16 protein-coding genes and 1 pseudogene are annotated in these 13,931 nt (G+C 47.9%); 6 read left to right on the forward strand and 11 right to left on the reverse strand.

All coding sequences use genetic code 11. The annotated features are described in order from the left end of the window. Positions 1–2: 2 nt before the first annotated feature. From brxC to BOO20_RS04875, 3 genes are read right to left on the reverse strand one after another with little or no spacing between them, the layout of a single operon-like run. Entirely contained in the window at positions 3–3,542 is a 3,540-nt protein-coding gene (brxC, locus tag BOO20_RS04865; protein WP_076791024.1) for a BREX system P-loop protein BrxC, read from the reverse strand. A 14-nt stretch (positions 3,543–3,556) separates the two neighbouring features. Beyond that, complete coding sequence (locus BOO20_RS04870; RefSeq protein WP_076791026.1) at positions 3,557–4,168, reverse strand: DUF1788 domain-containing protein; 612 nt, start codon at positions 4,166–4,168, stop codon at positions 3,557–3,559. Beyond that, on the reverse strand, positions 4,165–4,779 hold the full coding sequence (locus tag BOO20_RS04875; protein WP_076791028.1) for a DUF1819 family protein: 615 nt from the start codon (positions 4,777–4,779) through the stop codon (positions 4,165–4,167). Before BOO20_RS04875 ends, BOO20_RS04870 begins: the two co-directional genes overlap by 4 nt. A gap of 507 nt (positions 4,780–5,286) precedes the next feature. On the opposite strand from BOO20_RS04875, the gene BOO20_RS12925 reads away from it, so the two are divergent. Together BOO20_RS12925 and BOO20_RS04885 are read left to right on the forward strand one after the other, a co-directional pair. Beyond that, complete coding sequence (locus BOO20_RS12925; protein ID WP_076791029.1) at positions 5,287–5,547, forward strand: DUF2281 domain-containing protein; 261 nt, start codon at positions 5,287–5,289, stop codon at positions 5,545–5,547. Next, positions 5,526–5,717 (forward strand): type II toxin-antitoxin system YoeB family toxin, encoded by a 192-nt coding sequence (locus BOO20_RS04885; protein WP_233120884.1) that lies wholly within the window; start codon positions 5,526–5,528, stop codon positions 5,715–5,717. The genes BOO20_RS12925 and BOO20_RS04885 overlap by 22 nt, the downstream gene beginning before the upstream one ends. A 229-nt stretch (positions 5,718–5,946) precedes the next feature. Here the strand turns inward: BOO20_RS04885 and BOO20_RS04890 are convergent, their stop codons facing one another. The 3 genes from BOO20_RS04890 to BOO20_RS04900 all read right to left on the reverse strand — a co-directional run bounded on the left by BOO20_RS04890 (position 5,947) and on the right by BOO20_RS04900 (position 6,876). After that, complete coding sequence (locus BOO20_RS04890; protein ID WP_083694558.1) at positions 5,947–6,261, reverse strand: hypothetical protein; 315 nt, start codon at positions 6,259–6,261, stop codon at positions 5,947–5,949. After that, positions 6,258–6,494: a hypothetical protein gene (locus BOO20_RS04895; RefSeq protein ID WP_076791031.1), complete on the reverse strand. Its 237-nt coding sequence runs from the start codon at positions 6,492–6,494 to the stop codon at positions 6,258–6,260. Before BOO20_RS04895 ends, BOO20_RS04890 begins: the two co-directional genes overlap by 4 nt. Before the next feature lie 175 nt (positions 6,495–6,669). Then, positions 6,670–6,876, reverse strand: a complete 207-nt coding sequence (locus tag BOO20_RS04900; RefSeq protein ID WP_076791032.1) for a hypothetical protein — start codon at positions 6,874–6,876, stop codon at positions 6,670–6,672. A gap of 252 nt (positions 6,877–7,128) precedes the next feature. On the opposite strand from BOO20_RS04900, the gene BOO20_RS04910 reads away from it, so the two are divergent. Together BOO20_RS04910 and BOO20_RS04915 are read left to right on the forward strand one after the other, a co-directional pair. After that, entirely contained in the window at positions 7,129–7,299 is a 171-nt protein-coding gene (locus tag BOO20_RS04910; protein WP_232209783.1) for a DUF4160 domain-containing protein, read from the forward strand. Then, entirely contained in the window at positions 7,280–7,552 is a 273-nt protein-coding gene (locus tag BOO20_RS04915; RefSeq protein ID WP_040433479.1) for a DUF2442 domain-containing protein, read from the forward strand. The genes BOO20_RS04910 and BOO20_RS04915 overlap by 20 nt, the downstream gene beginning before the upstream one ends. A 149-nt stretch (positions 7,553–7,701) precedes the next feature. Here the strand turns inward: BOO20_RS04915 and BOO20_RS13335 are convergent. Then, positions 7,702–7,910, reverse strand: a pseudogene (locus tag BOO20_RS13335) (AbrB/MazE/SpoVT family DNA-binding domain-containing protein). 303 nt (positions 7,911–8,213) lie between these two features. On the opposite strand from BOO20_RS13335, the gene BOO20_RS04930 reads away from it, so the two are divergent. Continuing rightward, entirely contained in the window at positions 8,214–8,939 is a 726-nt protein-coding gene (locus BOO20_RS04930; protein WP_076791039.1) for a S24 family peptidase, read from the forward strand. Positions 8,940–9,165: 226 nt separating this feature from the next. Here the strand turns inward: BOO20_RS04930 and BOO20_RS04935 are convergent, their stop codons facing one another. From BOO20_RS04935 to BOO20_RS04950, 4 genes are read right to left on the reverse strand one after another with little or no spacing between them, the layout of a single operon-like run. Then, the gene (locus tag BOO20_RS04935; protein WP_076791041.1) at positions 9,166–9,855 is read right to left on the reverse strand and encodes a CBS domain-containing protein; all 690 of its coding nucleotides are present in this window, start codon (positions 9,853–9,855) and stop codon (positions 9,166–9,168) included. Then, entirely contained in the window at positions 9,846–10,280 is a 435-nt protein-coding gene (gene rpiB, locus BOO20_RS04940) for a ribose 5-phosphate isomerase B (RefSeq protein WP_076791043.1), read from the reverse strand. The genes BOO20_RS04935 and rpiB overlap by 10 nt, the downstream gene beginning before the upstream one ends. Further along, positions 10,277–12,415, reverse strand: a complete 2,139-nt coding sequence (gene ppk1, locus BOO20_RS04945; protein WP_076791044.1) for a polyphosphate kinase 1 — start codon at positions 12,413–12,415, stop codon at positions 10,277–10,279. Before ppk1 ends, rpiB begins: the two co-directional genes overlap by 4 nt. Positions 12,416–12,428: 13 nt before the next feature. After that, positions 12,429–13,052, reverse strand: a complete 624-nt coding sequence (locus BOO20_RS04950; RefSeq protein WP_076791046.1) for a 5-formyltetrahydrofolate cyclo-ligase — start codon at positions 13,050–13,052, stop codon at positions 12,429–12,431. A 155-nt stretch (positions 13,053–13,207) separates the two neighbouring features. Between BOO20_RS04950 and BOO20_RS04955 the strand changes: the two genes are divergently transcribed. After that, positions 13,208–13,921, forward strand: coding sequence for a fumarylacetoacetate hydrolase family protein (locus BOO20_RS04955; protein WP_076791048.1), 714 nt, complete (start codon positions 13,208–13,210; stop codon positions 13,919–13,921). Positions 13,922–13,931 lie beyond the last annotated feature (10 nt).

Consider the following 13,931-nt stretch of genomic DNA (forward strand, 5'->3'; position numbering starts at 1 on the left):
ACCTAAATTTGAATTCTTTTCCCGCTGCGAATCTCTGAAAGCAAAGCGTCCCTCAAGGAAGCCAGATAAAGCTCTACATCGGACTCATCGGCCAGCCATGCTTTTTTGAAGGAGACTTTGATTGAACGTCCGGGGATATACTCTACTTTTGGCTCAGCTATAGGGGGATAGACGCTTGTCAGATGCTTTTCTGTTTCAGATGTCTGTGCCAGATTTGAGCGTTGCGGTTTTGGCTGCGACAGGGCTGTCAATCGGGATAAGAGTTGCTGGTACTCTTTTTCCTCGAAGCGCCGCTGCATGTCGCGAATCACTGCAATAAGCTGTTGACGCTCTACTGATTGAGTGAAATCTCTGAATGGCTGCGTTATCTCTGCCTGCTGCTCCACAGTGAGAGAGCTGAATTCAGCCATATTGCAAAGGCGATCCTTAAGTGCCTGGGATGCTGCCTTTGCACTGGATATCTCAGCTTCGAGTTGCGCCCCGACCTTTTCCTGAAGGGTATCTACAAGTGTTTTCACCTGCTGTATGCTGTTCCCCTTGTAACATTCCGGATCAAGCAGTGCCTTGGAGAGGAGCGCTGATTCATCTCCCTGGATGTAGGCGAAATTCGATTCCTGATCCCGCACCATTTTACGGGCAGCATCAAAAATGTTTTTTTGTGGGCCGCTGATGAACTTGCGGATCGGGTCGATAACCGTTTCCTTCAGGTCAAGCAACAGATCAGCCTCTTTCAGGAAATCCGTAAGGTACCATGTATAGGGTTTTCCGCTCACCGATTTCAGCTTTTCAATAACCGGATTCAATGCATTCAGGAACGGATAGAGCGCAGATTGTGCCACAAATGGAGCCAGTTCAAGCATTTTATTCTGCAATGCTTCACCTGTTTCCCTGCTGAGAGCCTTGGCTTCAGTGGCAACTGGAGAAACGTCAAAAAACTCTTCATAAAACTCTTTCAGGTTGCGAACCTGTGATGCGGTAAAATCAGCCTGTGGCACCAGAATAACATTGCCATGGCCGTGCGTATTGCGCAGTGCCCGTTCGAGTTCGTCATCTTCAAGGGTATTGCTTTCTGATCGGACTTCAACCTTGCCACGTGCACAGAGTTTGGCCAGTGTGCAGAGCACGGCGGCATAGTACCAGCCATTTGGTTTATGCTCAAACCTTTCCAGCAGGAGCTTCAGCGTTGTGCGAACGCCACTCCGGTTGTTGCTCTGGATAAAGGCCAGCACCTCCTGCTCGGATTCCGCCAATGAGGTTACATCAGTTCCGAACAATGCCTCCTGAGTTTGCCGGAGACAACCCGCAATATCGTTTTCGGAATAGGTAATGCCGCGAAGCATGCGGAGATTGGGATATGCCTGAATGACAAGCTGATGAAAACCCCGGATGATCCTGCTTTGAGGATCTTCACCACCTATTTCTATCTCACTGCCACCAACAAATAGTTTTGCCCTTCCAAGCAGCGTTTGCAGTCGCAACTCCAACTCCCTGTATCGATCCCTGTTCTGATCACCTTTATTGGTCAGTATGCGGGTAACAGCCTCTTGCTGGGATGTCGTTATGTTCTGGCGGATATACTTCTCAGTCTGTTTGTAGAGCGTAATATCCCGCATAAGCCGGTCGTCAGGAGGCATCAGCACCAGAAGTTCATCACGACCCATGCTCTGCATGCGCAGAATGCTTTCATTCTCGGCGTTTTCGTGGAATGGGGTGACAACATGAATAGCCAACTCGTATTCACGACCGTGCAGACGGTCATCAAGTTTTCTGGAATAGGGATAATCCGGCCCGTTGTCATCGTAGCGGATCTTCCTCTGCTTGATAACATGATCGAAAACAATCTTTTCCAGTTCTGCAGCAACTTCTGTTGATTCAACTTCGGTGTTCTTGATCTCCTTTTCGATATCCTTTTCCTCATCGGTGAGGTACTCATAGAGCTCACCATTTCTTTTTATGTAGGTCTGCTGTTCCAGATAGTTCAGCGCCTCTTCAACATGCTTTCGCAATTGGGGCAGGTCCTGGTTAAAAGCATCAAGCATCAGAACGCAGAGGTTGCGGAGCGATGGCTTGAACTCTTTGATATATTTTACAAGAAAAAGAGCTTTCAGCACTTTTAAGGCAAATTCATTGCCCAGTTGCCGCTCTGCGGTGAAAACCGCTTTTTGCGTCTGGGCCTTTAATGCTGTTTGAATGCCTTCAAACATAAGGTCAAAAGAGGCCAATTGACCGATTTCATAACCACTGATCTGCATGGCAACCTGCTGGAAGACACCGAGCATTGAACGCTCACCAACCGAGCTGTGCTTGCCTTCAAAGGCATTGTGGCGGGATAGGTTCTCTATTGCTGACTGAAAGAGTTCAAATTGGTAGGGCACGAAAGGATAGCTCTGAATAAACTCCTCCCGGTCCTTATAGTGCTTGTAATCGCGCGAACCGTCGGTGAAACTGAAAAGTGTCCCGAAGTTATTTGACTCCCGGTGGTAAAGATCAGAAACGAGTTCTGTACCCTCTTCTGTTTTGGCTAAAAGCCTTTTCTGAATCACCATTGCCACATTGGTGCTGGTCAGCGGCATTTTGGTTGCAAAGCGGCCCATGATTTTTGAGAAATCGTTGCTCTGCTGACGGTTCATTTCACCGAGAACCGTGCTCATGTCGTTCTGGGAGGTAACGATGATCCATGCCCGGCCTCGACTTTTTGTTGCAAGACTTTCGGCAATGGTTTGCAGGTTGGTCATCAACTTGACGTTTTCGGCGATATACTGACCCACCTCGTCAACAAAGAAGTTCAGCCGGAAGCCGGGTGATTGCTTGTTGATATAGGCGTTAACCTGATCGGCAAAATCCTCAATTGAAACCTTGTATTGGCTTCTGTATTTATCGAGAATACCAGCGGCGGCGCTGGCTGATTCACCGGTTGCCTCGCCATAAGCTTGAGCAATATTCTGCGATTCGAGGAGCGCCTGTTCGCGCCCTTTTTGCCACTCTTTTCCGGTAATAGATTGATAGGCTGTATTAAACTTTTCATAGAGTCCCCGACTGTCGAGATCACGTTCAAACTGTGCAATATGCCCCTGTTTTCCATAGTAGCCGCACATTTCATCGAACACCTTGACAAAAACAGCAAGCAGAGCGTCGAACTGCGATTTGCTGATAACATCAGCTTTCTGGTCGATATTGAAGAGAATACTTTTAGAAGGGGTGGTAACCGCTCTCTTGAGATCGGCACGAAGTATCTCGTTATCGACACATTTCAAGAGAAACAGGTCAAGAGCCGATGCTCCGTCTATCTCCCGATTTTCAAGGAGCATTGCGAGTATCTTGAGCAAATGCGATTTTCCTGAGCCAAAGAAGCCGGAGATCCAAACCCCGTTAGCCCCTTCGTAATTGTTGTAAGCATCGAGAAATAACTCCAGACGTTTTTCCACCTCACTGGTCAGGACATACTCTTCGATTTCAAGCCGGAGGCTTGCTTCATCATCAGCTTTAATGACCCCTTCAATCGGGCGATCAACCGGCTTTTTGAAAATGCTCTTAAGAATCATCCTGTTATTTTCGTTTATGCTTCGCAATGAGAGATGTCAAAAGCTCTATAGTATTTGTCGTCATGTAACTTTCCGAAGAGATCGAGTGACGCGCCTGATTCCTGGCAGTGTTCATAGGTGCCCGGAAAAAACATAACTGTTGGCTTCTCTTTTGCCGTGCTCTGCAGATTATTCAAAACGTTGTGAGAACGGATATAAGGGAACACCGCTCCAACACCTGAAAGAAAGAGGACATCAAAATCACTCTTCGCAAGTTTTATGGCTATTGCTGGTATTAGGTGTGCTTCGGGATCCAATACCCCCTGAAGCAACTCTTTGAGCTGATCCTTGGTGACGGATTTCTCCATATCGAGGAGTTGCTTCCAGATTCCCCGCTCTTTGAGCATCTCGATGGAGAGGTCATAAAGGTTGATATCCAGCACCCTGACACCTGCCTGCTCAAGCCGGTTGGCAAGCTGCCGTTGTAGACGCTCCATATCTACTGACTCTTCAGGGGGGTATGCACAGACGTAAAATGGAATCTCCCCGTTCAGAGCCCTTTTTTCCAAAAAACGACGACCTGAGATGACATTGAACAAATGCGGCAATCGCTCATTCATTGTCTTTTTTCCCATATCCGCACTCATTCGGCACTCCACTTTAGATCGGATTCAAATACCGGAAAGAAAAAAATATCCTTGCGCCGCTGGCGCGGTATAGCTGCCAGAAGCCGTTGACTCAGCATTGAGGCATTAATGGTGTTCCTGACTGTCAGGAGTTCAGCTTCACGCAATATTTTGAACAAGACCTGACGCAGTTTGTTTCTGGTAGTTGGCTTTATCTCTTCAAGTTCAGGAAGCCACTCGGCCTTTTTACCGAAAAAGAAGTCGAACTCTTCATAGTGAAGATCATGCTTCAGACCGATGTATCGCTCCCGAATAACCTCTTCAGCAAACTCGGCAATAAACCTGTAGTGACGACAAACTGCAAGCCAAAGCAGACACTTCTGCTCCTGGGTACTTCCGGAAATCAGCAAATCCAGCTCCTTCGGGGCAAGAGTTTTCAACCTTGAGATAATTTCTCGGCATTGACGCTTCGATGTATTGAGTGTTCTGTACTGTAACAGGTTTTCGGAAAGAACCTTTTCTCTGACACTATCCCAGTCGTTCAGCTCAACAAACAACATAGCCAAGGCCACCGATTCGCGATAAAAAAGACCACCTGTCGTGAATGACATGCTGTACTTCTCTTTCTTCATCACCGACTTTGACTCATTTTATTCAGTTCTATTATATTTGCTCACTTGTTTCCTTGTCAAAAAGCAACGTAACGAGATATCTCATGTGGTGATTAAAAGCGCTTTTAATCCCAAAACATGCTACACAGGGTTTACCGGGAACCTCTCTTTCAAAAGCAAGCGATGATGTCGTTAAGGGTATAGACCAAACAGCTTTAAATATACGAATCTATTGCGTTCGCTTAAACGATTTCACCAGATTTAAAACGATATGTCAACATAGAAAAGAGGGTTCCGGTGCCTCCTGCCCACAGGAAACTACTGCTCTCTCAGAACCACCATAAAACCACGCCAAGAAATTCGGTCGTAATTATCCGGTAAATTTCAGGGTTGAAGAGATTTTAAATTTTGAATGCTGGAGTCTGGCTCCCCCATTCTGTTATTTCATCCTCTTCGTAAACCCAATCAGAAAATTCGTTAAATTGAAGAACAAATTTTCTCTTATTACGATATGCACAAGGAGTGACCATGACAACAGCCGAGAAAATATACCGGGCAGTAAAAGATCTTCCCGAACCGATGCTCCACGAGGTGCTCGATTTTGCTGAATTTCTCAAGCGAAAAAACAGCCCCAACCCTTCACTCGCAAAAAAAACTGCCGATACAGACAACTATTTTGCCAATCCCAAAGTCATTGAAGCCATTGAACGCGGCAAAAAAGATATCAAGGAAGGGAGAGTCACAAAAATAACTGACCCGAATAACATATGGGACAGTATTCTGTCATAGTCTCTGAAGAGGCCAAGCTTGACCTTCAGTACTGGCAGAAAGTTGGAGAAAAATCCGTTATCAGAAAAATTGACCGGATTTTCAAAGAGCTGGCACTTCATCCTACAACCGGTATTGGCAAACCTGAATCTTTACGCGGGGATTTGTCAGGTTACTGGTCAAGGCGGTAAAACAAGCAGCACCGAATTGTTTATCAAATCTCGAAAAGCATTGTGACTGTCTTTGTGATCTCGGCGCGAGGTCATTATGGGGACACCTGAAACGTGAAACTCCGGAACCTTCAAAAACTAACTCTACAAACAAACCAAATGCAATCATCCGAACAGCTACCCTCCCCTCATGGATGGTTGTGATTCACTCTGGATGCAGTAAAGCGACTCAATTATCCGGACCGGAAAATCAACATTCATCCTCTTCATCTTTTTCTTCTGAATCCCACATTTCCCGATAGATGTTGACATAGCTTGCTGTTGCGACAGGATCAATACTGAAGTAATAACGACAAAGCCTTCTGTAGAGCTGAAGCGCAGGGTCGTAGCAACAAAAATCAAGCAAACCGTCAAGCGTATGCTCGATATGGTAGACATCACGACTGCGTGAAGCAATGATGGCTTCCACCACAGGAGTATACTGCTTCACAGCAATGATTTGGAGGTCCCGGATTTGTTCAGCAAGAGCGCTGACCGATTTGAATAATTTATCGTAATCGCTCATACCTTATCCTCCGTTCCAGTTTCATCCAAAAATGAGCAAAGCGCAGCCGCTTTGAGGGTTTTCATCTGACGGATGGCAATCTGGTTGATCCGTTTCAGACGGTTGGTGACCATGTTAGTTCTAAACATCTCGAATTCGATGAGTTTAAAATCCTGACTGCTCCACATAACAATCTCAACTGCTATATCAGTGGGTGAAACTCCGGGACATTGTTTTGCAACGATAAAAGCCACTCTCTCTCAGGCTCGATACCTGAGGTTTCCATGACTGTTTCCGGTAAGGGAAAAATAACGCAAGTTAATTGCAAGGTAATCGGTCAGGAACGGAAAAAGAAGGGGTGTTGCTTTGGTCGGATTGATGCCGGAATCAAAAGCTCCAAGTTCTGATTTGCCTTCTTTACTCCCGGCTTCAACCCTTTAGTTCAACTTTTTTATAAAATCCGTACACATTACCGATATGCTGTTTCATCACCCCACGGTTGGCCAGTCTTCCGGCAACAATCGCCGGGTGCGTGCCGATTTTGGTGGCGAAACGCTGGATATCCTGTTTTTCAAATGCTCCACTCTTCATGTCCTGTGAAACTCCGGGACGTTCATGAAACTCCGGGACGTTCATGATTTACTGTACTTCCCGTAGATACCGATAACAATCCCCCTGCGTGCAGAGCTTTCACTGTTTTTACTGCTGCTTATAACGGCGCCCTGCGTTTCAACCATAACGCTCTTGCTTATGCATTCTGCGAAATAAATCCGTAAATTACCCTTAAACACAAAATCATGAGCCGTCAAATTAACAGCCATGCCAACGATTAGAGAGCTGTCGAATGGATTTCGATTCTTTTTCTTTAGCTTTGATTGTAACGAGCCAATGCATGTACACGTGAGCAAAGGAAACAATATCTGTAAATTCTGGGTAGAGCCTCTTTCATTGGCCAATAATCATGGCTTTGCTTCAAAAGAACTCAATACGATCTACAAGATTATTCGGATTGAAAGCAACATCATAAAAAGTTACTGGTATGAACACTGCGGTCAATAACGAGCCAAGAATCAGGGCGGTTAAAATCACCCGAGAAGTAATTGCAGCAACACTTGATGACGGGCGAACGATCAGCGTCCCGCTGACATGGTCATGGCGCTTATCGGAAGCTTCAACGGAGCAGAGAAACAACTTTGAGATCATTGCTGACGGTATTGGCATCCATTGGCCAGAAATCGATGAGGACATCAGTGCTGAAGGAATGCTGTATGGAGTCCCGGCTCAAAAGCCTAAAAGAAGAGTCTCAGCGTAAACCTCTCCGCCTGCATGGCATCAGATTCGTTTCGTTGCCTCAGAACTACCTTGAAAACTTCATAGTGGCGTGTCGAAGGGACCAGGACCGTTTCGATATCCCTTAGCGGCCCGGCAAAAATATCTGCATTTTGCCCATCAGCAAAAAATTCAAGCAATCTCCTCCTCCCTTTCAACATCTCTCGATATACCCTTAAGAAATCCCCGCATTGTGGATATCTTTTTCTGCGGCACCAGCTCAATACGATCGCCATACTGTATATAACCTGCAGCTTCTGGCCAGGTTTTAACTTCATTGACTCCCTTACTCTCAAGGGAATAACCACCTGGTATTTCGGTAATAAGGTAACTTTGTCCATACTATGATTTCTATTGATTGACCATCTGAAATACGATACGACCTTCGATTTCAATCGCCAATAAAAAACCGATACAAAGGCACCAAAAAACACTCTATTGTGCTACGGGATGTTCTCGACTAACTCTACCAAAAGGCATGAGGAGATTCTGAATATTGAATGCTGGCTGATGGATTAAGGAGAAGAGGTCGGAGAGGATTCGGGAGGCGGGAGAGAGGGAAATGCTCGGGTTATAGTGATTTATTCTAAATTTTTATCGATATTCCGATAATAGCCGCGGTAATTTCACAGACTCGCACAACCATGGAACAAGCTTGCTCTCTCGGTACCCGCATCAAATCGGTGCGTGATCACTTCGGTCTTCGCCAGGAGGAGTTTGGCGAAAAAATAGGTCTCTCCGGCAACAGGGTATCTGAAATTGAAAATGACAAGGGCGGCACCAAAGCCTCTGTTTTGATCTCAATATGCCAGGAGTTCCCCCTCAATCCGGAGTGGCTCCTCTCCGGGGAGGGATCCATGCTGAAAAAACCGGAAGAGAGCGGGATCTCCCCTGATGAATTCAGCAGGAGAATCACCATGCTTGAAAAGCAGATGCAGCAGTTCGTCATCAACACGATCGAGCCTGAAAGTCCCTCGCTTGCCAAAGTGCCGCTCTACAGCTCTGCGGTTCCGGCAGGGATGCCTGATCCCGCTTCGGATGAAATCGAAGAGTACCTTGATATGCCGGCATCATGGGCCCAGGGTAAAAAGAATATCTATGCCCTGAAGGTCAACGGTGACAGCATGGTTGATATCGGCATCATGCCGGGAGATCTCCTTATGGTTGAGGCGAGAACGACCGCACGGGACGGCCAGGTGGTGGTTGCCTGCATAAACGGTGAGGTAACCGTCAAAACGCTCTGCATCAGCAATACCGGCACCATCTCCCTGATGCCTGAAAACAAGCGCTACCCTCCGATAGCCATTACCGCTGATATGGACTTTCGCATTCAGGGGGTGGTGATGGCCGCGGTGCGCCACTACGCTTAGGCATCTCTATTACTTTGTTCCGAAGTAACGATAACGCAAGAGATCAGGAGCCTGTCGTTAGTGGCCCATCGCTGTATATGCAAAAGGGCACCGCTAAAAATCGTCGTGAGCAGTTTGAGTGCAAGGCGAATGGAGCGCAGATACCAGAGTGTACTCGTAGTACATGAGGATATCGAGCACCACCCAACGCAGCAATCACATTGCGGAACAGATTTATAGCTGTGCCCTACATATCCATGAGACGGATAAACTCCAATGCCTTTTCTCTCATCTCATCCTCGCCCTCATCGGAGAGCGGAGTTGAGTAGCGGATCGAATAGCCGTATTTCCCCATGTTCTGCACCAGACGGAACCAGTCATGCGTCAGAACCCTGAAGGTGACAATCATCCCCTCCCCTTCTGAATCGGCGTGGTAGAGGCCACTGCTGAGAACGGTGGCATCATTATTCTCAATTGAGGCTATGACCTCGGAGAGCTTCAGGCCGGAGGAGGGCACGTCAAGCTCAAGCGTCAGGCTCTCCTCTCCGAGATGAAACACCTCTGCAATTTTCTCAAGAACCACCTTTTTTTCAATCGTTCCGGCGTAACTGCCGTCATCACGGGTAACCGGAATTATCGTTCCGGGAAAGAGGAGCGCTCCTGGAAAAATGTCAAAGAGATGCTCATGAACTCCGATACCGCCCTGCTCCGGCAGCGCGAGATCGCGCAGCGAGAGCGCAGCTGTTTTTTTCGACTGGACTGCCGTCACAAGATCCGGAATCGTAACCATAGCGCAGACCTTTCCCTCATGGAGTACCGGCGCAGACGCAAGCTCCCCCTGACGCATACGGGCGTAAACTTCAGACGCCGGAGCATCATCCGTGAAAAACGGATAGGTAGTATCAAGACGGCGCTCTATGCACTCACTCAACAGCATGGTTCAATTTTTTCAACTCTGCGTTCATGGCGTCCCCCCTCAAATTCTGCGGCAAACCAGTTCTGAAGGCTTTGTTCAATTGTCGCTTTATCGGAGAAGCGGGCGGAAAAACAGATAATATTGGCATTGTTATGCTGCCGGGCAAGGGTTGCAAATTCAGGGTTACAGGCAAGGGCGGCACGAATACCCTTCACTTTATTGGCAGCTATGGAAACTCCGATGCCGGTGCCACAGAGCAGAACACCCTGATCAAACTCACCTGCTGCAACCCCTTGTGCAACTTTACGGGCAAAATCCGGGTAGTCGACAGACTCTTCATTATACGGGCCCATATCACTGCACGCATAACCATGCTTTTCAAGCCATGCGACAACGGTTTTTTTTGATTCAAAACCGGCATGATCACTTGCTACTGCTATTTTCATAATTCTTTGACTTTAAATTTAAACGATGTTTTTTTGATGGTAGATCGGCTTAAAAAGAGTGACTGACTGTTGATTTCCGGCGCATCATTATCAACAAGCGAGTAGGTACCGTCGGCCTGCATCTGCCAGGCCTTGACATTATCAGAGAGAATCAGGTCAAGATCGGATTTAACCGAACGGATGCATGCTTTGTCAAAAACCGGAAAGAGTGTCTCGACCCGGTGATCAAGATTTCTCGGCATAAGATCGGCACTGCCCAAAAAGAGTTCCGCCCTGCCTCCATTATAAAAATAGTAGGCCCGGCTGTGCTCAAGAAAGCGTCCCGTAACACTGATAACGCGGATATGTTCGCTCACTCCCGGAATGCCGGGCTTAAGACAGCAGATACCACGGATAATGAGATCGATCTTCACCCCTTCACAGGATGCTTTATAGAGTGCGCGTATGGTCTGCGCATCGACAAGGGCATTCATTTGCATGATGATTCTCCCCCTGTCCGATTTCCGGCTCCACTCTGCCTCCCGCTCAATCAGTTCAATGATCCGTTTTCTGGTGTTGATCGGTGAGACAAGCAACTTTTTATATCCGGTGTGCCGGGAGTACCCGGTCAGGGCGTTGAAGAGTTCGGCAATATCATTGGCAAGACGCTCATTAACCGTAAAGAGTGAGTAGTCGGTATAGATTTTTCCTGTTACCGGATTATAATTTCCCGTACCAAGATGGAGATAGCGTTTCAGGCGGTGCTGCTCACGGCGCACAATCATGGTGAGCTTGGCATGGGTCTTCAGGCCGGGAAGACCATAGACAACATGCGCACCGACATCTTCAAGTGCCCTTGCCCAGACAATATTGTTCTCTTCATCAAACCTGGCCTTCAACTCCACAAGTACAGCCACCTGTTTACCCTCTTCAGCCGCCTTCATCAGTGCCTTGACAATCGGAGAGTTGCCGCCTACCCGGTAAAGTGTCTGCTTTATGGAGAGCACATCGGGATCCACTGCGGCCTGGTTGATAAAATCAACAACCGGCTGAAATGAATCATAGGGGTGATGGAGCAGCTGATCCTTTGCCTTGATGGCTCCGAACAGATCCTCTCCGTACTCCTCTTCAACCCGGTTATAGGGAACAAACGGTTCATCCTTGAGTTCAGGCCTGTCAATCTTCAACAGATCAATGAGACAACCCAGACCGAGCACTCCGCCAATCTCGTAAACATTGCGCGAAGTCACCTCAAGATTTTTCATCAGCAGCTTTCTGACCGACTGCGGCATATCGGGAGTGATATCGAGCCGCACAACCTTTCCATACCTGCGTGACAGCAGACCCTGCTCTATGGTTTCAAGGAGGTCACCGGCTTCATCCTCCTCAATTTCAATATCCGCATCACGAATCAGCCGGAAGAGATGTGACTGGATAATCCTCATTTCCGGAAAGAGCTGTTCCAGATTATTCTCGATGAGATCTTCAAGCCAGATAAAGCGGATGATATCATCGCCCGCTTCAAATCCCTCGATATCATTCAGGCGGAGCAAGCGCGGCAGAATGCTCGGAACCTTCACCCGGGCAAACTTCAGCGCCCGGTTCTCTTCGTCCTCCAGCTCGATGGCAAGATTCAATGAAAGATTGGACATGAAGGGAAAGGGGTGCCCGGTATCGAAAGCAAGCGGGGTGAGTACCGGAAATATCTCCTTTCGAAAATAGTGACGCAACACCTCCTTCTGGGATACAGAGAGTCCGGAAAAACGCAGAAACTCAATACCCTCGCGTTTCAGCGCCGGAATGAGGTCATTATAGAAGCACTCATTTCTCTGGCTGAGCTGCTGCAGGACCATTGTCCGGATCTTTTCAAGCTGTCGTGCCGGAGTAAGTCCGTCAATGGTTCTGTCCTGAATACCGGCTTCGTACTGATCCTCAAGACCGGCAACCCGGATCATGAAATATTCGTCAAGGTTTGAGCTGAAAATCGAGATAAATTTCACCCTTTCGAGCAGCGGGTGAAAATCGGGTTGTAACGCCTCTTCAAGTACCCGCTGATTGAAATAGATCCAGCTCAGCTCCCGGTTGACATAGTATGCGGTATCAAAAAAATCCGGTTGAACCCTCTCCGGTCTGCTCACCTCACTGCCTTGAAGCATAATTAGCCTGAAATTATGTAAATCTGATAAATCCTTCTTCATGAACAACTCCGTCAAGGGGCTCATCCCATGAATCATGAGGCACGGTGTCAATCATCTGCATACTGAAAGCAAGTCCGATACGCAATGGGCGAAAACCCTCCAGAGAGAGCCGGTGAAGAAACCGGTCATAAAAACCTTTGCCATAACCAAGTCGATATCCGCTTCTGTCAAAAGCAAGCAGCGGTATAAGCACAACATCAAGCATCGCTTCATCAGCCTTCACCAACACCTCGGGCTCCGGCTGGCCGAATCTTGCACCCCTCAGGGGTTCCCCTTTCCGGTAGAGCGCTGAACAGAGCTCCTGATCCTGCACAACCGGAACAGCAAGCTGTTTATCGAGGAGTGTCAACGCTTCAACAAGCGGCCAGGTGTTCACCTCCGGATGAGCGGGCAGAGGAATATAGAGATCAATAAGACGGGCACTCATAACCTCCGGCAGAGAGAGCACATGAGCGGAAATGGTTTCGCTCATGATACGCCTGCGCTCTGCAGAGATCGCTCCTCTCCTCTCCGCCATCAGGGCTCTTGTCGCTTCTTTTTCTGCTGCTACAGCGCTCTCCCGACAGCCGGGAGGGGTCCACCCCTCACTCTTCATGATTCTTTTCCAATAATATGGAACAGATCAGCTACATTATAAAATGTAAAATAATAAAATAGTGTTCTTTCCTGCATGCCCTACTCCCCAGGAAAGGGCGCCCGGAAAGCCATAGAGAGCAGACAACAGCATCACAATCCCAACCTGGTGAACGCGTGGAAAACCTGATCCCCCGAAACTCCATTCATCCCGGCGCCATCTATTGTGTCGGGAAAAACTATTCCGATCATGCCCTTGAGATGCAGCAGCTCGAAGCAGCGGCAATGATAGCTCAGAGCCGGCAAAGTGAGGAACCGATTATCTTTATGAAGCCACCTACTGCCCTTGAAACTGACGGCATGATTACCATACCTGTTTTTCATGGCAGACCGCTTTCTGAAAACATGCATTATGAGGCGGAACTGGTGCTGCTTGTCGGCAAATCAACCGATGGCTGCTCCATTGAGGAGGCTGTAACCTGTATCAGCGGATTTGGTGCCGGACTTGATATGACCCTGCGTGACGAACAGCTCTCGACCAAAAAATCGGGCAACCCGTGGCTCAAAAGCAAAGGGTTCCGTAAAAGCGCCCTGATTTCCGATTTTGTTCCCTTCACCGAAACACAATTTCCTCCCGATCTTGAAATTTCGCTGGAGCTGAACGGCAAGCTGGTACAACAGGGGGCGGTTTCAGAAATGCTCCATCCCCCGGCCATGCTTATTCATTATTTGTCGTATCTTTACGGATTAAGAAGCGGTGATCTTGTTTTTACAGGAACACCCGCAGGAGTAGGCGCCGTCAGGCCTGGTGATGCACTGACATGCCGGGTTTCCCGACCGGGAGCCGGAAGCCTTGAGGTGGTTGCCGAACTGCAAGCCAACGTTATCTGACACCAGTAAA

Source organism: Chlorobium sp. KB01 (assembly GCF_001975465.1).
Taxonomy (GTDB): Bacteria; Bacteroidota; Chlorobiia; order Chlorobiales; family Chlorobiaceae; genus Chlorobium.